Consider the following 20,362-nt stretch of genomic DNA (forward strand, 5'->3'; position numbering starts at 1 on the left):
TTTAATTTCCAATTGTATAAATTAAAATAGCCATCAAGCATTGGAATAAAATTGTATTCTTAGGTTGATGGCTATGAAGGTCTTTGCGAGGAGACATAGTCGACGAACTTGCTTATTATATGAAAGAGTTATTTTATCTGAAGGAAATTAAATAAAGATGATTAGGCATAGACTTTCAAACTGACTAATAGAAATTTGTAGGGAAGATTATTTATATACCATTTAGTAAAGCTGTCTGCATTTGTAGGCAGCTTTTTTAAAAAACTTTGTAACGAAATCATATTTCATTAGTTAGTAAGGTGAAAGGAGGAGTCGAATTTGGAATTTGAACAAGTATATAAATTGTATTTTAAAGATGTATATACATTCCTATATGGTTTATCACAAAATAAAGCCGTTGCAGAAGATATTACACAAGACACATTTTTAAAAGCAATAAAGAACATTCATACATTTGACGGACGAAAAGATATTAAAGCATGGCTTTTTACTATAGCACGAAACACATATTATACAGAGTATAATCGGCAAAAAAATTCCTCGCTTTACAATCTTGAGGACAATGTGGATAGTAAAACTAATGTTTTGGATAATTTAATATTAAAAGAACAATCTATTTTGATACTAAAAATTTTGCACAATATGGGTGAACCATATAAAGAAGTTTTTATGTTAAGATTTTTCGGTAGTCTATCTTTCAATAAGATCAGTTTAATTTTCACCAAAACTGAAAGTTGGGCGAGAGTTACTTATTACCGAGCTAAAAAACAAATATTAGAACAAATGGAGGGTGATCATAGTGAATAAAATAAACTGCAACATTGTAAAGGATATTTTGCCTTTATATGCGGATAACATTGTTAGCGAAGACACGAAGAAACTTGTTGAAGAACATCTGCTAAGTTGTAATGACTGTAAAAAGGAACTTTCATTATTAAAATCCCATTTAGAAACACCAACAGTTGTTATAACTGAAAAAGATGACATAGCATTTCTGAAAAAAATAGGTTTAGATATAAAGAAAAAACGAGTATTTACTGCAATGCTCTCAGCTATTATTTCAGCCATGGTTGTAATATTATCATTTGCATACCTAACAGCACCTGAATATATACCCTATACTCAATCATCTGAGATTATTACTGCAGATGAGAATAATGGCAGTGTAACGCTTTCTTTTGTAGGAGAATATGAACTAACACAAAGAGAGCAAGGAATATATGATATTAGTATTTATAATACAGTATGGAATGAAATTATTGGCGCTACAAAATCCCAAACTATTATAGTGAACCCAAATAATGAAGAAGTGAACACGATTTATTATGTATCTAACGGCGGACAAGAGGACAAAGTAATATATGGCATAAATCCAATTTATAATGGCGGTGCTATTACCTTGCCACGAATGTTTTTGAATTACTATATTACTCTTGATATGTTAATTGCATTTGTTTTGGTGCTTTTCTTTCTAATATTCAGAAAGAAAGAAAAGGTTAAAGCTATCATAGTGAAGATTCTATTTGTTCCTATTTCTTACTTTGTAAGTCATGTTATGATTACAGGATTTAATGCTACCTCATATTCAGCAACTCGTGATTTTTATTTGATTTTGCTTTTAGCAATACCTATTTATTTTCTGTTTTATATTTTGTATAAAAAGAAGCATTAAGAAAGTCCTTGATTTCAAGGGCTTTTAGTGTTTTTGGAATGGATAAGTTGCAATTAAGCAATAATTTTTTCTATATAAAAAACTCATGTTCCTTGCTAAACGCAAGTGGTAAATTACTAGTTTTTTAATATTATTTTTGATATACTGTAACTATTATTAATAAAATATAAGATAAAGAAATAAACTGTATTGTGCTTGCAACTGAAGTAAGGGAGAACTTATTCAACAGGACAAGCTTTTTTAATTTCAGAAAATAATATTTTATCTTATAAATTTCTACTAAGTGTTAAGATTATATTTGAAAACTATATTAAGATAAAATGATGAGGTGGAAAATATTATGGATTTAATATGGCTTATTCTTACCCTTACTTTTGCAACTATTGTGGTATGTATGCTTATAGATTTTGAAGTTAAACAGAAGAAAGACCTTTATTTTATGGCATTGTTCGTGGCTTTCATGATTGTTGTTGATTCTTTTGTTTGGATAAATTTTGGATATGAAACTTTTATGAAATTATATACTATTCTTGCTCAGATACCGCTATTTATAGCTTTTCTTTTTGTATCAAAGTATAAAGGAATAAAATTAGTATTTGTCCATTTAACTGTTATTGCTTTAGTTTCAGCAATCGTTTTATTAGCAATTTTGATTTCGAGTTTTTTTGGTTTTAGTAAGGCAATAATGGATGTTATTAGCGTAATTCTGTATATACCTACTGGGTTTATTACTTATAGATATTTTCGACCATATATTCTTTACATGTTGCGTAATACAGAAAAAGGTTGGCTAGGATTTTGTGTTATTCCACTTACTTACTCTATACTTACTTATTCCGCTGGTAATTATGATTTGGGAACGGTAATATCACAAACCACTTTAGCGCCAAGTATAAGAGGGCTTATTTTTACACTTGTATCTTATATTATGATTTTATGGCTTTTTAAACAAACAAGAGAACAACTCACTTTGCAAAATGAACAGAACTTGCTGCAAATACAAATAATGGCATCAAAACAGAATGTTGAATCGTTAAAAGAATCTCAGGAAAAAACAATCATTTATCGACATGATATGAGACACCATCTTAATCTTATTAATGCATATCTTGCCGATAACAACAAAGAAGCTGCACAAAAATATATCACAGAGGTTGAAAAAAACATTGAGAGTCTTGCTGTTGAAACATATTGCAGTAATTATTCACTTAATTTGATTATACATTTCTATATTACAAAAGCAAAGGAAGAGAACATAAATGTTAAAACTCAGATTGAGCTTCCAAGGGAATTAGCTGTATCCGATATGGATCTTTGTCTAATTTTTTCAAATGCTATTGAAAATGCTATAAATGCTTTAACCGATATTAAGGGTTCAAATGATAAAATCTTGAAAATTTTATGTAAAACAAAAAATGACAAGTTGTTAATAAAAATAACTAATAGCTTTGAAGGCAAGATCATGATGGTTGACGAAATACCAATAAGTAAGTCCGAAAATCATGGTCTTGGTACAAAAAGTATTGCAGCTATAGCAGAAAAATATAATGGAGCATATTCTTTTACAGCAGAAAATGGAATGTTTAAAACAAGCATCATCTTATAAATTATTATGTCTTATGTAATTAAGAAAGCAACAGCTGAGCTGGGGCTTTTTGCCGTACACGTACTTTTGATTTTGCTGCATTTTAGAATATTAGCTATGTAGATTTCTTCTCTGAAAATATCAACTGCTGTGAGAATTTTATCGAAAAGTTGACCAGATTTAGCTACAAAAGGGATACCAGATAAATCTTCTTGTTAACCAGGGGCTTCACCTATAAACATTAAGTCAGTATGGAGGCTACCTTGCCCTAAAACCATATTATTTCAAGTTTTGTGTAAAGTACATTTTGTGCAATCACTACACATTTTTTCAAGTTCAATCCAATCAGCCATTTACAGTTCTCTCCTAACAATTAAATATTTTACATTATAACAGATAACTACATTATTAGAAACAAATATAATATTATAAAATTAATGGGAAACTGTAATTTTAGATAGTTAACATAATGAATGTATAAATTAAAAGTTATAGAAAATTTACAAGGATATTTATCAGATTAGTTTTGAATTGTATTGTTTAGACATGATTATATTAAGGAAATTGTATATGTGCTATAATAATTATTAAATATAGGATTGAACGGAGGGAAAAATGCTTAATAAAATAGATTTATCAAAAAATATAGATAAAGATGTATATAAGGAAAAAATAAAAGAGATAGAGAGAAAACTTCCATATCTTCAAAGAAAAGCTAAAGAATTAAAAATCCCAATAATATTAGTATTTGAAGGTTGGAGTGCTTCCGGCAAAGGAACTATAATTAATAATCTTATTCTTCCCTTAGATCCAAGGCATTTTAAAGTTTATACAACTGATGAGCCAACTGAGGAAGAAAGATTAAGACCGTTTCTTTGGAGATTTTGGACAAAAACGCCTTTAAGAGGTAAGATAGCTATATTTGATAGAAGTTGGTATAGAAGAGTGCTAAGTGAGCGTATGGACATAAAATTAGATAAGAAAGCTGTTGGAAAAGCGTTTGAGGATATTGTAAATTTTGAGAGACAATTGGCAGATGATGGTAATATTATACTCAAATTTTTTATGCATATAGATAAAAAAGAACAGGAGAAAAGATTTATAGAACTACAACAAAGCAAGGCAACCTCATGGAGAATAACAAAAGATGATTGGAAAGATAACAAAAAGTACGATGAATATGTACCCTTAATAGAAGAGATGATTGATAAGACTAACAAGGAATATTCATCTTGGACAGTCGTAGAAGCAAATAATGTAAGATTTGCTACTATAAAGGTTTTGGAAAAAACAATTGAAGTTTTAGAAGAAAAAATCAAAAGAGTAGAAGAAAAAACATTGCAAAATAATATAATAAGCGCTGATGAATCAAATACTAAAGAAGTTAAAAAATCAATTCTCTCAAGTATAGATTTAACAAAAAAACTAGAAAGAGAAGAGTATAAAGAAAAAATCAAAGTATATCAAAAGAAGATTCGTCAATTAGAATATAAAATATATAAAAAAAGAATTCCAGTAATTATTCTATATGAAGGATGGGATGCAGCAGGTAAAGGTGGAAATATAAAAAGACTTACAAAAAAAATGGACCCAAGAGGATATGAAGTTATCCCTATTGCAGCTCCTAGTAGAGAGGAACTTGATCATCATTATTTATGGCGATTTTGGAAAGAAGTGCCTAAAGGTGGTCACATAACGATTTTTGATAGGTCTTGGTATGGTAGAGTTCTTGTTGAAAGAGTTGAAGGTTTTTGTAGTGAAACTGAATGGAAACGCTCATATAGAGAAATCAATGAGATGGAAAAACAATTTATAAATTTTGGCGCAGTTATAGTCAAGTTTTGGATACATATAGATCAGGATATTCAATTGCAAAGATTTCAAGAAAGAGAAAATAATCCTGAAAAGCAGTGGAAAATAACTGATGAGGATTGGAGAAATCGTGAAAAGTATCCTCAATATGAAAAAGCAGTTAATGAAATGCTATTAAGAACTAGTACTACAACTTCACCGTGGACTGTAATTGAGTCAAACGATAAATATTATGCTAGAGTAAAAGCTCTAAAAACAGTTATTGATGCAATTGAAACTAAATTATAGATAAATAAGGTGGTAAATATGGCAGGCAGAAGAAAACTAAAATCCATGGAATTGATTGAAGTGTTACTAATATTTTTAGCTGTTATCTTATTGATGACATCTTTGATTTTGGTTGGTAAAAAATTAGAATCTAATACTACGATTTATAATATATTAATGGTAAGTGTTATTTTTATTTCAATATTTGTTATTTCAATAGTTATATTTCTATTTGTAAAAAGAAAATTTATTGATGCGCTTAAATTTGATTTAGAAGAAGAAATTGATACATACAAAAGTAAATTGGAAGAAAAAGTACTAATCACAAACAATAGAATTTTTGGCTTTGAAACTAATTATTCAAAAAAATTAAAAAAAATCATGAAGGATTATAATATTAAAGTTAAAGAAATTGAAAATATTAAAAAAGAACTAAATATTAAATTGATTGAAGAAGATAGGAAATTATCCTATTTAGAAATTGAAATTAACAAGATGAAATTACATAATTTGTTAAGTGAAGAAGATTATAGTGAAGAAGAAAGAGACGCTATTTGTAGCAGGATAATGATACTTAATGAATTATATCCAGGTATAAATGATGAAAAACTTTTAAGTGAAGTGGGAGCAATAATAAATAATAAATAATATTTTTCAATTTGTACAACAAAAGAGAAAAATAAAAATAAAAAAAAGTTGCTATGTATTAAATATGTAAGCGTTTAAGTTTGTAAAGATAAACAAAATTATTTTATTTTCATATATTTATTATTTTGAAATGAAATTAGTAGTAAATTTTTGCTAAAAAGTAAGCAGTATTATTAATTGATAGCCACCATTTCCTATGCTACAATTCATATAAATATTAAATAAATATTTGGGGCAATATAAATAAAAGGGGGCTATTAAATGACTAGGTATAAAAACAGAAATGATGTAAATTCTCAAGAGCAGGAAAATTATTTTGAAGGTAGTAAACAGTACTTTGATTACCTGATTGAATTAAAATCCTCACAAAAATCTGAGGATAATGACGACGATTATGATTCTATGTTTATGATTTTATAATCGCAACAATAATGATAATAGCAAATAGGCTATTATCTTTTTTGTTTTTAAATATGAGAAAGATAAAATGTTTTTATTTATAAAAATACTGCGCTGTTTTTATAAATAACGTTGAATTTTGATACAAAAAAAATATCTTTTAGGTTAATTATGCTCAGTATAGGTTGATTTGTTGACACATTTGAGAAATTAAGTTAAGATACTGTATAAATTTAAATTTTCGGTAATATCGCTCGAGTGATTTATGTAAATTATAAATTAATATCAAAAAGCTTTGAAGAGGAGTACTAGATAGTTAGACATTCTACAGAGAAGAGGAAAAGCTGAGAACCTCTATTTAGAAACTATTGAACTTGCCTTAGAGCTGTAGGGACTAAAAATTCTACCGGCACAGTCGTTAAAATAATTAAGCATAAAATTGGATGGTACCGCGACACACTCGCTCCAAAAGGAGAGGGTGTGTTTTTTTATACTATTTTTTAATTCTAAATTATTGTTTAAATAAAAATATTAGTTTAAATTTTAATTAGCAATTTGCACATTAAAATACAAAGAAAAATTAATATATAAGCAAGAATAATTATTAGAATATAAATTTAGAGTTAAGCAAAAATAAGGGGGCATTTATAATGGGGAAGATTATAATTTTTGATACAACGCTAAGAGATGGGGAACAAACACCGGGGGTTAGTTTGAATCCGTATGAAAAACTTCAAATAGCTAAGCAATTAGAGAGATTAGGGGTAGATGTAATTGAAGCTGGGTTTCCAATAGCATCTAATGGAGATTTTGAAGGGGTTAAATTGATAGCTAATGAAATAGAAAATGCAATTGTAGCAGGTCTAGCTAGAGCAAATAAAAAAGATATAGATAGGGCATGGGAAGCACTTAAGTATGCTAAGAAATCTAGGATTCATACTTTTATTGCAACTTCAGAAATTCATATGGAGTATAAATTAAAGATGACCAGAGAGGAAGTTAAGACAAAAGCAGTAGAAATGGTTAGTTATGCGAAATCTTTATGCGATGATATTGAATTTTCGCCTGAAGATGGGAGTAGATCAGAACCGGAATTTTTATATGAGGTATTAGAAGCGGTTATTGATGCAGGTGCAAATGTAGTTAATATACCAGACACAGTAGGGTATGCAACACCAGGTGAGTTTGGCAAGTTTATTAAAGGCATAATTGATAATGTTCCTAATATCGATAAGGCACAGATAAGCGTTCATTGTCATAATGATTTAGGACTTGCTGTTGCAAATTCATTGGCAGCAATTGAAAATGGTGCAGTTCAAATCGAATGTGCCATCAATGGACTTGGTGAGAGAGCTGGTAATGCAGCACTAGAAGAAGTTGTTATGGCACTCAAAACTAGAAAAGATTATTTTGAAAAAGATACTGGAGTGAATACACAGCATATTCATAGAACATCATCATTGGTTAGCTCACTTACGGGGGTTGCTATTCAAGCAAATAAGGCTGTAGTTGGGGCAAATGCTTTTGCACATGAATCAGGAATTCATCAGCACGGTGTTCTTAATAAAAGAGAAACATATGAGATTATGACACCTGAATCTGTAGGATTAAAAGAAAATAATATGGTTCTTGGAAAACATTCTGGAAGACATGCATTCGAAGAAAAAATAAATGAAATGGGATATAGTTTATCTAAAGAAAACCTTAATATTGCATTTGTGAAATTTAAAGATTTAGCTGATAGAAAGAAAGAAGTTTTAGAGGATGATATTGAAGCAATAATATTAGAGGAAGTTGTTCAACTTGTTGAAGAAGTAGAATTGAAAAGTTTCCATATAACAACAGGAAGTACAATAACATCTACTTCAACCGTCAAAATTGCCATAGAAAAAAAGGATTATGAAGAAGCAGCAGTTGGAGATGGCCCGATTAATTCAATGTTTAATGCATTAGAAAGAATTCTTGATGTTAACGCAAAGTTATTGGAGTTCTCCATTAAGGCTGTAACAAGAGGAACAGATGCACAAGGAGAAGTTAGAGTGTTACTGGGGATTGATGGTAAAAAATATATTGGTAAAGGACTTAGTACAAATATTATAGAATCTTGTGCTAAGGCATATATAAATGCGATAAATAAATATAGAAATAAATAAAAAACAATGCACGATGCACGATGCACAATTAAGTTCAAAGGATAAGTTCAAAAGATAATGCACAATGCACAATTCACAATGCACAATTTAGGTTGATTTTCTTCCCTTTGGTCAGAAAATCTTTAATTTAGGAATTGGATTTTGCTTTGGAAAATCATTATTCTAACAAGTTCAGAAGATAATTGTAATTATAGGAATTATTATATAATGGATATATTGTTTTATAAAGATTGATCTTCTTTTAGGAGTATCTTACCGATACACAAGTATAGTTGGATATCTTTAATAGTTTCAGAATCTTTTATAAAATAAAGATTCTCTGAAGAATGAAGAGAATCATCCATAATTGTGCATTGTGCATTGATAATTGTGCATTTGATTCTCAAGTGCATTGTGCATTGATAATTGTGCATTTGATTCTCAAGTGCATTGTGCATTGATAATTGTGCATTTGGGTGTGCATTGGATTAGTGTGTATAAAGTATTTTGAGAAAATCAAAGTAATTTAATAAATATCATATAAATAGAGAGGGGCTTAAAAACATGGGTATGACAATGACACAAAAGATACTAGCAAAGCATGCTGGGTTAGAAGAGGTAAATGCAGGACAATTAATAAAAGCAAAGTTGGATTTGGTACTTGGTAATGATATTACAACACCAGTTGCCATTAAAGAGTTTAAAAAAATGGGGGCTAAAGAGGTTTTTGACAAAGAGAAAATAGCTATTGTACCAGACCATTTTACTCCAAACAAGGATATAAAATCTGCAGAGCAATGTGTAGAGTGTAGAAACTTTTCCCGGGAAATGGAGATTAAGAACTATTTTGAAGTTGGAAGGATGGGTATAGAACACGCATTAATACCAGAAAAAGGTTTAGTTACTGCAGGAGATGTTGTTATTGGAGCAGATTCTCATACTTGTACTTATGGAGCGTTAGGAGCTTTTTCAACTGGGGTTGGAAGTACAGATATGGGAGTTGGAATGGTAACGGGGGAATGTTGGTTTAAAGTTCCTGAGGGAATTAAATTTAATATAACAGGAAAGATGAAGAAATGGGTTAGTGGTAAAGATGTAATTTTGCACATTATTGGTATGATAGGGGTAGAAGGAGCAAGATATAAATCTATGGAGTTTTCAGGTGATGGATTAAAAAACCTAAATATAGATGATAGATTTACTATTGCTAATATGGCTATTGAAGCTGGAGCTAAAAATGGTATTTTTGATGTAGATGATATAACAATGGAGTATATAAATGAGCATAGTACTAAAGAATTTAAAGTATATAAAGCTGATGATAATGCTGAATATGTACAAGAAATCCATATTGATTTAGCCACAATAAAACCTACCGTTGCTTTCCCACATTTGCCTGAAAATGCAAAGACTTTTGATGAAATAGAAGATATAAAAATTGATCAAGTAGTTATTGGATCTTGTACTAATGGTAGAATTCAAGATTTGAGAATGGCAGCGCAGATATTAAAAGGAAATACTATCCATAGAGATGTTAGGGCAATTATTATTCCAGGGACACAAAAAATATACAAGCAAGCTATGAAAGAAGGTTTAGCTGAAATATTTATAGATGCAGGAGCAGTATTTAGTACACCAACTTGTGGACCTTGTCTAGGGGGACATATGGGTATACTTGCAAAAGGAGAAAGAGCAGTATCTACTACTAATAGAAACTTTGTAGGAAGAATGGGGAGTACAGAAAGTGAAGTTTACCTTGCAAGTCCGGCAGTTGCAGCGGCATCAGCTATAACAGGTAAAATATCATCACCAGAGGAGGTAGCTAAGTAATGAAAAGTTTTACTATTAAATACGGTGATAACGTGGATACAGATGTAATTATTCCAGCAAGATATTTAAATTCTAGTAAGGAAGAAGATTTAGCAGAGCATTGTATGGAAGATATAGATAAAGAATTTAAAGAAAAAGCAAAAGGTAGAAAAATTATAGTTGCTGGTAAAAATTTTGGTTGTGGCTCTTCAAGAGAACATGCTCCAGTTGCAATTAAGACATCTGGTATAAAATGTGTAATAGCAGAGAGTTTTGCAAGGATTTTCTATAGAAATTCTATCAATATTGGACTACCTATTATTGAGTGCATAGAAGCTGCAAAAGATATAGAAGATGGAGATGAAATAGAGATAGAACTTTCCACAGGAATAATAAAAAATATTTCTAAAGGAAAAGAGTATAAAGGAGAACCATTCCCTGAATTTATCCAAGAAATAATTGATAAAAATGGACTTGTAAATTTAACTAGAGAGAGGATGGATGGGTAATGAAGATAGCAGTATTACCTGGTGATGGAATAGGACCTGAGGTTACAAGAGAAGCCGTTAAAGTTCTTAAGAAAATTGGTCAAAAGTTTGATTTGAAATTTGAATTCAATGAGGCACTTATAGGTGGGGATGGAATTGACAAAATGAAGTCACCTTTGCCACAAGAAACTCTTGAATTATGTAAAAATTCAGATGCAGTATTATTAGGAGCTGTAGGTGGTCCTAAATGGGATGACTTAAAGGGAAATGATAGACCAGAGGCTGGATTACTTAAAATAAGAAAAGAACTTAGTCTTTTTGCAAATTTGAGGCCTGCTGTTGTATTTGAAGAATTGATGGATGCATCACCACTTAAAAATATTAATCCTGATTTAGATATTCTTATAGTAAGAGAACTTACTGGTGGAATTTATTTTGGTCATAGAGAACATATTATAGATGGTGAAGTTGAATATGCTTACGATACTATGAAGTATAGTAGAGATGAAATAGAGAGAATTGGAAAAGTTGCTTTTGAAGCTGCACTTAAAAGGGGTAAGAAAGTTACTCTTGTGGATAAAGCGAATGTACTAGATAATTCACGATTATGGAGAAAGGTAATTAAAGAATTATCAGGCCAATATAAAGAAGTAGAACTTGAATTTATGTATGTAGACAATGCTGCAATGCAATTAATTAAAAATCCAAATTATTTTGATGTTATTTTAACAGGAAATATGTTCGGTGATATCTTAAGCGATGCTGCATCAACTATAACAGGATCATTAGGTATGTTGCCATCAGCTAGTTTAGGGTATGATAATTTTGGATTATATGAACCTGTACATGGATCAGCTCCAGATATAGCAGGAGAAAGTAAAGCTAACCCTATAGCGACAATTATTAGTGTAGCAATGATGCTTAAATATTCATTTGGTTTAGAGGAAGCTAGTATTGCTATAAATTCATCAGTTTCTAAAGTGCTTAAAGAAGGGTATAGAACTTTAGATATTATGGAAGAGGATAAGAAACTTGTTACTACAGAAAAGATGGGAGATTTGATTCTTGAATTTCTTTAAAATGATTATAAATAACATAGAAAGAATGACATATATTTGTCGAAATAGAGCAAATTGATACAAAAGTTATTATTTTTAGAAAATTACGAATAACAAAGAAAGTTCGTTTTATGTCGTTGACACACTAAAACTACAATGTTATTATAAACTTGTAGTTAAGAAAACCTTGTATAACAGATTACATGACTGACGGATAATGTGGATTTAACCACAAAGGAGTGTAATTTAGCATATTGCCGACCGTCTGGGCACAAGTCCAGGAGGTCATTTTTTCCTGATAGCATTGAGAATTATTATCAACTAACTAATGGTGATTGAGGAGGAGAAAAAAATGAAATTTAATGAGTGGCAAGAATTTAACCAAGGAGATTGGTGTGAAAACATTGATGTAAGAGATTTTATTCAAAAGAATTTTACTTTATATGAAGGAGATGAGAGCTTTTTAGAAGCTACTTCATCTAAAACAAAAAAGATTTGGGAACAATGCGAAGAGCTACTAGCAGAAGAACTTAAAAAAGGCGTATTAGATATTGACCATGATAATATATCGGGCATAGATAACTTTGCAGCTGGATATATTGATAAAGATAATGAAACAATAGTAGGACTTCAAACAGATGGTCCATTAAAAAGAATGATAAATCCATATGGTGGTATTAGAATGGTGGAAGGTGCCCTTAAAGCATACGGGTTTGAAGTAGATAAGGACTTGCATAAAACATTTAGTGAGATAAGAAAAACTCACAATCAAGGTGTTTTTGATGTATATCCTGAAGAAACAAGATTAGCAAGGAAAACTGGTTTGCTTTCAGGGCTACCTGATGCATATGGTAGAGGAAGAATAATTGGGGATTATAGACGAATAGCTTTATATGGTATTGATTTCTTAATTCAAAAGAAAAGAGAAGATAAGAAAAATTTAAAAGGTTTAATGACAGAAAACTTAATGAGACTAAGAGAAGAAGTTGAAGAACAAATTAGAGCTCTTAATAAAATAAAAAATATGGCGGCTGCCTATGGTATAGATGTTTCTAAACCAGCTAAAAATGCTACAGAAGCTGTACAATTTGTATACTTTGGATACTTAGCTGCTATAAAAGAAAACAATGGGGCAGCAATGTCTTTAGGTAGAACAAGTACATTCCTTGATATATTTATTGAAAAAGATATTAAAAATGGTACTTTAACTGAAGTAGAAGCACAGGAGTTAATAGATCAATTTATTATTAAGCTAAGATTAGAAAGACATTTAAGAACACCAGAATATAATGAATTATTTGCAGGAGATCCTAACTGGGTAACAGAGGTTATAGGTGGAATAGGCCTTGATGGCAGACCACTTGTTACTAAAAATTCATTTAGATATCTTCATACATTAATTAATTTAGGACCAGCACCTGAGCCAAATATGACAATTCTTTGGGCAGAGCAGTTACCTAAGGCGTTTAAAGAATACTGTGCATCAATTTCCATAAAAACTGATTCTATTCAATATGAAAATGATGATTTAATGAGACCGATTTATGGTGATGATTATGCAATAGCTTGTTGCGTTTCTGCAATGAAGGTTGGAAAACAAATGCAATTCTTTGGAGCTAGATGTAATTTAGGAAAATCACTTCTTTATGCTATTAATGGTGGAGTAGATGAGAAAAAAGGAATTTTAACTATACCAAACCTTGAAAGAATTGATGATGAAGTATTAGAATATGATAAAGTAAAAGATAGTTTTTATAAATCATTAGAATATGTAGCAGAATTGTATGCAAATACTATGAATATAATTCATTACATGCATGATAAATATGCTTATGAAGCAGGCCAATTGGCTCTTCATGATACTGAGGTTGAAAGAATTATGGCATATGGTGTGGCTGGATTATCCGTTGTGGCTGATTCTTTAAGTGCAATAAAATATGCTAAAGTAAGACCAGTATATAAAGATGGAATAGCAGTTGATTTTGATATAGAAGGAGATTTCCCTAAATACGGTAATGATGATGATAGAGTTGACTCAATTGCAGTAGAAATTGTAGAGAAATTTATGGCTGAATTGAATAAATATCCAACATATAGGAATGCCAAAAAAACATTATCAGTTTTAACTATTACTTCAAATGTTGTATATGGTAAAAAAACAGGAGCTACTCCTGATGGAAGAAAAGCTGGAGAGCCATTTGCACCAGGAGCAAACCCAATGCATGGAAGAGATACAAATGGGGCACTTGCGTCACTTAACTCTGTAGCAAAAATACCATATGAAGATGTTTGTCAAGATGGTGTTTCAAATACGTTTTCCATCGTTCCAGAAGCTTTAGGAAAAGTAGAAGAAGATAGAAAGAGCAATCTTGTTTCTATATTAGATGGATACTTTGAACAAAAGGCACACCATTTGAATGTTAATGTATTTAATAGAGAAACATTATTAGATGCAATGGATAATCCTCATAAATATCCAAACTTAACTATAAGAGTTTCAGGATATGCGGTTCATTTTAATAGACTTACAAGAGAACAGCAACAAGAAGTAATTTCAAGAACATTCCATAAAGCTATTTAATAAAAAAACGATTCTGCTTTTTAGCAGAATCGTTTTTTTATTATTGGCTATGTTGCAAAGAGTTGTTGATTTATAAGGTATTGTTTAAATTAATAATTTTTATTTGTAAAATATTAGCAATGTTCAATTAGCAATTAGCAATTTATGTAGATTTTGCTACGCAAAATCTTTGAATTAATTAAATAATTTAAGATTCTCGACCGCAGGGAGAGAATTAACCTTAATTGCAAATTGAAAATTGCAAATTGCTAATTATTATTTGAACTAAACTAATTTACTTAGCAAAAGTTTTGATATCAACAATATTCTAAAACAGAGCCTTTATTAAATGAGTTAATGATTTTCTTCTTTAATAAGCCCTTTTCTATATGCTATTAATAACATTTCTAATTCTTTAATTTGTTCTTTGATTTTAACTCCCTTATCTGTATCATTGACTCTTTTTCTTTCTAAAGCATGTTCAAGAATAACGGAACTTGAGATCATATCTTTATTTTCTTCAATAGCTTTTTTAGTTGAATCAAAAGGTTTATGTGATATTAAAATTATTCCGTAAGAATTGTAAACTAAAGTGTAGCCAGCAATTCCTGTTGTTGGATGATAAGCCTTACAAAATCCACCATCTATTGCTAGAAGTTTTCCACCGGCCTTTATTGCTGATTCTCCATTTTTACGTTTGACAGGTACGTGGCCATTTACAACATGACTAGTTTTAAAATCTAAATTAAATTCTTGAAGCAATTTTTTTACAAAATCTATATTATCCCTATAATTATAGTAATAGGATAAGTTTTCTTTGTGAGTGTTCTTATCTTCTATATAGTATCTTTCGAAAGTAGTCATTTTATTTTTCCCAAACTGAGGTGAATCTGGACCACACCAGAGGTACCACATAAGATCGAGGGCAAGGGTGCTATCTTTGTTATCATCCTTTAAGTAATAAGCTTCTCTTGAAATTGAGTCAAATTTATCTAATAAAGCTTTACCTTTGTAGGATTTACCTTCGATTAAGACCTCTTTAAACTCTCCATCTTTGGTTAAAGGAAGACATCCGTGGAAAAGTAAATTAGAATTATAAACAAGATACATTGAACCTTTTGAATATAAAAATCTAATGTGTTGTTGCAATTTTTCACTATGCAAAAATGAATTTTGTAGTTTTTTAATTAGTCTTTTTTCTTCTTCTGTAAGTTTGTATCTGTTTTCTTTATCTAATGTAGGAAAGTTTGTATCTATCATAGGGTATTCTTTTCCATATAATTTAATTGTTTTATTTTCAAAATTAATTTTTTCGAGTAAAAGGCGGTCATCCATATTAAAATCAGGATGTTTTAATATAAGTTGTCCTTCTAATTTAAATTGGATAATAGAGATTGCTTTATGCATCTTTTTTAATAAATCCTTTTCTCTGTTAGAAATAGATTTTCCAACTATTTTAGGAATATAATTTGAACAAGGATCTTCATTGTAAAATTCTATTGCAAAAGTAGCTAGAGGGAGAAGATTTATTCCATAACCATCTTCAATGGTGTTTAAATTAGCATACTTTAATGATATTCTTAAAACATTTGCTATGCATGCGGCACTTCCGGCAGAAGCTGCCATCCACAATAAGTCATGGTTACCCCATTGAATATCTAAGGAATGATGTTTTTTTAATTTATCCATAATTATTTCGGCACCAGGACCTCTATCGTATATATCTCCAACTATATGAAGCCTATCTACTACAAGGCGTTGTATTACCCTTGAAATAGCTATTATGAATTGATCGGCTCTTTCTAAATCAATAATGGTTTGAATTATTCCATTGTAATATTGTTGCTTGTTTGAAGTGTCATTATGCTCATGTAGCAATTCTTCTATAATATATGCGAAATCTTTAGGTAGAGCTTTTCTTACTTTTGATCTTGTATATTTTGAAGATATTTGTCTACAAATTGCTACCAATCTAAGTAAAGTTATTTGATACCATTCATTTATATTAGTTTCCTCTTCTTTTATTAGTTCTAGTTTTTCTTTAGGATAATAAATAAGGGTAAGAAGTAAAATCTTTTCTTTTTCCCTTAGTGAATTTCCAAAAACATCATTTATTTTCCTTTTAATTACACCAGAAGCGTTTTTTAGCATATGTGTAAAAGATTCGTATTCGCCATGAATGTCTGAAATATAGTGCTCCGTTCCCTTTGGGAGATTAAGAATTGCTTGAAGATTAATTATTTCTGTGCTAGCATCTGAAATTGTTGGATATTTTTTAGCCAAAAGTTTAAGATATTTTAAATCCTTAATTATTAAATCAATATTGTTTTCGTCACAAAAGGTCATGCATATACCCCCTAGTAATATTGTGTAAACTTACAATAAACCCCATCTAATATTATAGTATATAGCAAAATTGTAGATTAGTATATACTTTTTAATTGGAAAAAGTTATAATTAGTTAAATATTTATATAAATATAAGGCATAAATAACATTTGTATAGCATATAGAGAGTTTATATTAAAGTATTATTTATATTTCTTTTAGATGTAGATAAAACATAAATTTTCACATGGAAGCAAATAATTTGCTTGTAAATAATATAAATTACTAATATAATAATATATACATAAAGTAATGCAAAAATAATGCGGTTATTTTATATAAATGATAGCAAAATAGTATCAATTTATATTATTGTATTTAATGTATAAATAGTAGCATTTTATGTATATATTTTGATTAGTTAGGATAATTTAATGCTACTAAGAATATTTTAATGTATAATATACTTGTTCCCAAAGGAATATATTTTTTTAAGATAATGGTAAAGGTTTACAAAGAAGGGTGTATAATATTTGGGAATACACATAAATCTATTGATAAAACGAAAATGGAAATTGACATTATTTTTATAATATTGTAGAATAAATATGGAATTAGTATTAATAAAAAGTTAATTTTTAAAAATTGTGGTGAAGAAATTTTTGGGGGGAACTAATGTTGAATTCTGTTAGTTACAAAGAAAAGTTAAAAGATAGTTTAGATGCATATTTTAATGTTGATTTAGATAAAGAAGTATATAATAAAAAGTTTGATTTGTATGCGAGTTTTAATCAAAGAAATGCAAAGTATATGTTAGTAAAGAATGCTGAAATATATGCATTTAAAACAGATGAATATGTTTTTTATGAGCACTTTGAGGAAACTTTGAAAATTAGTGATATTGAAACAATAAAGGAATTTATAGAAAGTAATATTAATGAAATGGTACATGTAGATAAGGAACATATGAGTAGTATTTTCAATTTTATTATAACTGTTGATAATGGTATTGATGACGAAACATTAAAAGCAATTAAGAAATTTAAATTTCATAAAAGCTTTAAATTTGGGTTAAATGGATGGTCAGATGTTAGATTGATGGTTATTGATTTAGAAAAGGACGAGTTATATAGTAATAGATTTGCCAAAAAAGAAGGCAAGAGATTTTTATTCCAAAATTAATTTGTTAAAAACTTAATTTTAAGTTTTTATATATTTATATTATACTTAAGGGGGTTCTTAAATGAACGCATTAGTAATTATATTAATCGCAATCGTATGTTTTGTTACTGCTTACGCTACTTATGGTAGTTGGCTTGCTAAAAAATGGGGTATAGACCCAAGTAGAAAAACTCCAGCTCACACAAAGGAAGATGGAGTTGACTATGTTCCAGCAAAAGCTCCAGTATTATTAGGACATCACTTTTCATCTATCGCAGGAGCGGCTCCAATAGTTGGACCAATCGCTGCTATAATGTTTGGTTGGTTGCCAGTTGCTTTATGGATTATCATCGGATCTATTTTCTTCGGTGGAGTTCATGATATGGGTGCATTATTCGCATCTGTAAGACATGAAGGTAAATCAATAGGACAAGTTATTGGTGAAAACATGGGCGACACAGGTAAAAGATTATTTGCTTGGTTTGCTTGGTTAACTTTATTACTTGTAGTTGGTGCATTTACTTCTATCTGTGCAACAGTTTTTGCTGCTCACCCTGACGCTGCATCATCATCATTAATGTTTATAGCTTTAGCTGTAATATTTGGTTTCTTAGTTTATAGAAGAGGTGCAGGACTTGCTATAAGTACTGTTATCGGAGTAGCTTTATTGTTCTTATGTATATTCTTAGGTATGAAATTCCCATTAAGCTTAAGCTATAATGTATGGGTAATTATCCTTTTACTTTACATTGCAATTGCTTCTGTAACTCCAGTTTGGATTTTATTACAACCTAGAGATTACTTAAACTCTTTCTTATTATATGCTATGCTTATTGGCGGTGCTATAGGTATAATCTTTACTAATCCTTCAATTGAAGCTCCAGCATTTGCTGGATTTGCTCCTAAAGATGGACAATATTTATTCCCAATCTTATTTATTACTGTTGCTTGTGGTGCAATTTCTGGTTTCCACTCACTTGTTGGATCAGGTACAACTTCTAAGCAAATAGATAATGAAAAAGATATTAAACTTATTGGTTATGGTTCAATGCTTATAGAAGGTTTCTTAGCAATATTAGCTTTAATAACTGCTGCATATGTAACTTCTGATACATTAGCAGGAATAGCAGGCGGACCAATAGGTGTATTCTCACAAGGTCTTGGAGAATTTATGGGATCATTTGGTTTACCAGTTGCAACAGGTGTATCTTTCACAGTGCTTGCAATATCTGCATTTGCTTTAACTTCACTAGATACTGCAACAAGACTTGCTAGATTTATCTTCCAAGAAATGTTTGATAAAGGTGATGGAAAACAAACAATATTAACAAATATGTATTTCTCTACAGGTATTACTGTTGTACTTGGTGGAGCTATTACATTTATGGGATACGGAAAGATATGGCCAATATTTGGTTCTGCGAACCAATTACTTGCAGCTTTAGCTCTATTATCTTTAGCTGTTTACTTAAAGAAACAAGGAAAAGAAAACAAAATGGCTCTTATACCAACTGTATTTATGTTTATCGTTACAATTTGTGCTTTAATATTATTAATTCAATCTAAAATTGTAGGATTTACAGTAGCTGGTCTTCCATTATTAATTATTGCTGTAGTATTATTAGTACTTTCATTTGTACTTATCAAAGAAGGTATAAAAGCATTAAGTGATAAATAATAAAATGTAAATAATGAAATTCAAATAAAGCTAGCGCCTTTGGTGTTAGCTTTATTTTTTTAAAATAAACTTTTTTGAAGGAATAGTGGTTTTTTCAAAGAAGAGTGCAGCTTGCAGAGCTTTTTAAAAGATAGAGTGAAGTTAAAAGATCAAAAGATCAAAAGATTAAAAAAATTTGCAATTAGCAATTTGCAATTAGCAATTTGCAATTAGCAATTAAGGAGGATTTTGTTCCTTGCAGTCACAAAATCTTTAATTTTAGATTCGTTTTAGCTTCGCTAAAATATCATTAATTGCACATTGCACTCTATGTTTTAAAAGAAGGGTGTATTGTTTTAAAGAGTTATTGTATAATAATAGTAAGATAACTTAAAGGAAGTGATATGGTGTCAGAAGAAAAATATGGAGTTAAAGAGTTTGCAAGAGACTTAGGATTGTTTTTTAAAGGAGCTACAGATTATAATAGAAAATCAAGTGCAATGCTTGAAAAAGAAGCGCATACTATAATGGATAATTTTATTTTATTGTGCAATGCTGATTTATTAGGGCTACCTATACCAACAACATATTACACACTAGAAATATTACCATATATAGCTGATGATTTAGAGCATTGGCAAAAAAGGATGATGGATAGAAAAGAAATATGGATGGAGAAATTTGGAGACTTTGATCTGGATGCTTAGAGGCAATGCACAATGCACAATGCACAATGCAGTGCGTCCAGCTAAGCTGGACCATACTAACTGATGAAAGTTCAGTCGAG

General features: G+C 29.9%; 15 protein-coding genes, 1 pseudogene and 1 riboswitch. Of the genes and pseudogenes, 14 read left to right on the forward strand and 2 right to left on the reverse strand.

What is annotated here, in order from left to right:
• The first annotated feature begins 318 nt into the window (after positions 1-318).
• The 3 genes from ACVHXK_RS16750 to ACVHXK_RS16760 all read left to right on the forward strand — a co-directional run bounded on the left by ACVHXK_RS16750 (position 319) and on the right by ACVHXK_RS16760 (position 3,278).
• A complete protein-coding gene (locus ACVHXK_RS16750; RefSeq protein ID WP_461207554.1) occupies positions 319-807 on the forward strand; it encodes an RNA polymerase sigma factor in 489 nt (162 codons plus the stop codon).
• Complete coding sequence (locus ACVHXK_RS16755; protein ID WP_461207555.1) at positions 800-1,672, forward strand: zf-HC2 domain-containing protein; 873 nt, start codon at positions 800-802, stop codon at positions 1,670-1,672. Before ACVHXK_RS16750 ends, ACVHXK_RS16755 begins: the two co-directional genes overlap by 8 nt.
• 340 nt (positions 1,673-2,012) lie before the next feature.
• Positions 2,013-3,278, forward strand: a complete 1,266-nt coding sequence (locus ACVHXK_RS16760) for a GHKL domain-containing protein (RefSeq protein WP_461207556.1) — start codon at positions 2,013-2,015, stop codon at positions 3,276-3,278.
• 11 nt (positions 3,279-3,289) lie between these two features.
• Here ACVHXK_RS16760 and ACVHXK_RS16765 read toward each other — a convergent pair.
• Positions 3,290-3,457 (reverse strand): annotated as a pseudogene (locus ACVHXK_RS16765) (uracil-DNA glycosylase family protein); the annotation flags it as partial.
• A 415-nt stretch (positions 3,458-3,872) separates the two neighbouring features.
• On the opposite strand from ACVHXK_RS16765, the gene pap reads away from it, so the two are divergent.
• The 8 genes from pap to pflB all read left to right on the forward strand — a co-directional run bounded on the left by pap (position 3,873) and on the right by pflB (position 14,451).
• Complete coding sequence (gene pap, locus ACVHXK_RS16770; protein ID WP_461207557.1) at positions 3,873-5,357, forward strand: polyphosphate:AMP phosphotransferase; 1,485 nt, start codon at positions 3,873-3,875, stop codon at positions 5,355-5,357.
• Between the two features lie 18 nt (positions 5,358-5,375).
• Complete coding sequence (locus ACVHXK_RS16775; protein ID WP_461207558.1) at positions 5,376-5,984, forward strand: hypothetical protein; 609 nt, start codon at positions 5,376-5,378, stop codon at positions 5,982-5,984.
• 261 nt (positions 5,985-6,245) lie between these two features.
• On the forward strand, positions 6,246-6,404 hold the full coding sequence (locus ACVHXK_RS16780; protein WP_461207559.1) for a hypothetical protein: 159 nt from the start codon (positions 6,246-6,248) through the stop codon (positions 6,402-6,404).
• A gap of 629 nt (positions 6,405-7,033) precedes the next feature.
• Positions 7,034-8,536, forward strand: a complete 1,503-nt coding sequence (locus ACVHXK_RS16785; protein WP_461207560.1) for a 2-isopropylmalate synthase — start codon at positions 7,034-7,036, stop codon at positions 8,534-8,536.
• A 543-nt stretch (positions 8,537-9,079) separates the two neighbouring features.
• Entirely contained in the window at positions 9,080-10,345 is a 1,266-nt protein-coding gene (gene leuC / locus ACVHXK_RS16790) for a 3-isopropylmalate dehydratase large subunit (RefSeq protein ID WP_461207561.1), read from the forward strand.
• Complete coding sequence (leuD, locus tag ACVHXK_RS16795) at positions 10,345-10,833, forward strand: 3-isopropylmalate dehydratase small subunit (RefSeq protein ID WP_461207562.1); 489 nt, start codon at positions 10,345-10,347, stop codon at positions 10,831-10,833. Before leuC ends, leuD begins: the two co-directional genes overlap by 1 nt.
• The gene (leuB, locus tag ACVHXK_RS16800; RefSeq protein ID WP_461207563.1) at positions 10,833-11,891 is read left to right on the forward strand and encodes a 3-isopropylmalate dehydrogenase; all 1,059 of its coding nucleotides are present in this window, start codon (positions 10,833-10,835) and stop codon (positions 11,889-11,891) included. The genes leuD and leuB overlap by 1 nt, the downstream gene beginning before the upstream one ends.
• A 172-nt stretch (positions 11,892-12,063) precedes the next feature.
• Positions 12,064-12,148: riboswitch (ZMP/ZTP riboswitch) on the forward strand.
• A gap of 74 nt (positions 12,149-12,222) precedes the next feature.
• Positions 12,223-14,451: a formate C-acetyltransferase gene (gene pflB / locus ACVHXK_RS16805; RefSeq protein ID WP_461207564.1), complete on the forward strand. Its 2,229-nt coding sequence runs from the start codon at positions 12,223-12,225 to the stop codon at positions 14,449-14,451.
• 333 nt (positions 14,452-14,784) lie between these two features.
• Here pflB and ACVHXK_RS16810 read toward each other — a convergent pair whose 3' ends face one another.
• Positions 14,785-16,776 carry a fructose-1,6-bisphosphatase gene (locus ACVHXK_RS16810; protein ID WP_461207565.1) on the reverse strand — a complete coding sequence of 664 codons (1,992 nt, stop codon included), beginning with the start codon at positions 16,774-16,776 and terminating at the stop codon, positions 14,785-14,787.
• A 656-nt stretch (positions 16,777-17,432) separates the two neighbouring features.
• On the opposite strand from ACVHXK_RS16810, the gene ACVHXK_RS16815 reads away from it, so the two are divergent.
• The 3 genes from ACVHXK_RS16815 to ACVHXK_RS16825 all read left to right on the forward strand — a co-directional run bounded on the left by ACVHXK_RS16815 (position 17,433) and on the right by ACVHXK_RS16825 (position 20,282).
• Positions 17,433-17,939, forward strand: a complete 507-nt coding sequence (locus ACVHXK_RS16815) for a hypothetical protein (RefSeq protein ID WP_461207566.1) — start codon at positions 17,433-17,435, stop codon at positions 17,937-17,939.
• 61 nt (positions 17,940-18,000) lie between these two features.
• A complete protein-coding gene (locus ACVHXK_RS16820; RefSeq protein ID WP_461207567.1) occupies positions 18,001-19,596 on the forward strand; it encodes a carbon starvation CstA family protein in 1,596 nt (531 codons plus the stop codon).
• 386 nt (positions 19,597-19,982) lie between these two features.
• Entirely contained in the window at positions 19,983-20,282 is a 300-nt protein-coding gene (locus tag ACVHXK_RS16825; RefSeq protein WP_461207568.1) for a hypothetical protein, read from the forward strand.
• The last annotated feature ends 80 nt before the right edge of the window (positions 20,283-20,362 follow it).

It is taken from the genome of Clostridium sp. DL1XJH146 (assembly GCF_054819755.1).

What these genes read in the sequence shown, in the direction of transcription:
- ACVHXK_RS16780 (WP_461207559.1), top strand. Translation starts at nt 6,246, where the DNA reads ATGACTAGGTATAAAAACAGAAATGATGTAAATTCTCAAGAGCAGGAA.
- pflB (WP_461207564.1), top strand. Translation starts at nt 12,223, where the DNA reads ATGAAATTTAATGAGTGGCAAGAATTTAACCAAGGAGATTGGTGTGAA.
- ACVHXK_RS16820 (WP_461207567.1), top strand. Translation starts at nt 18,001, where the DNA reads ATGAACGCATTAGTAATTATATTAATCGCAATCGTATGTTTTGTTACT.
- ACVHXK_RS16815 (WP_461207566.1), top strand. Translation starts at nt 17,433, where the DNA reads ATGTTGAATTCTGTTAGTTACAAAGAAAAGTTAAAAGATAGTTTAGAT.
- ACVHXK_RS16760 (WP_461207556.1), top strand. Translation starts at nt 2,013, where the DNA reads ATGGATTTAATATGGCTTATTCTTACCCTTACTTTTGCAACTATTGTG.
- ACVHXK_RS16775 (WP_461207558.1), top strand. Translation starts at nt 5,376, where the DNA reads ATGGCAGGCAGAAGAAAACTAAAATCCATGGAATTGATTGAAGTGTTA.
- ACVHXK_RS16785 (WP_461207560.1), top strand. Translation starts at nt 7,034, where the DNA reads ATGGGGAAGATTATAATTTTTGATACAACGCTAAGAGATGGGGAACAA.
- pap (WP_461207557.1), top strand. Translation starts at nt 3,873, where the DNA reads ATGCTTAATAAAATAGATTTATCAAAAAATATAGATAAAGATGTATAT.
- leuB (WP_461207563.1), top strand. Translation starts at nt 10,833, where the DNA reads ATGAAGATAGCAGTATTACCTGGTGATGGAATAGGACCTGAGGTTACA.
- leuC (WP_461207561.1), top strand. Translation starts at nt 9,080, where the DNA reads ATGGGTATGACAATGACACAAAAGATACTAGCAAAGCATGCTGGGTTA.
- ACVHXK_RS16810 (WP_461207565.1), bottom strand. Translation starts at nt 16,776, where the DNA reads ATGACCTTTTGTGACGAAAACAATATTGATTTAATAATTAAGGATTTA.
- leuD (WP_461207562.1), top strand. Translation starts at nt 10,345, where the DNA reads ATGAAAAGTTTTACTATTAAATACGGTGATAACGTGGATACAGATGTA.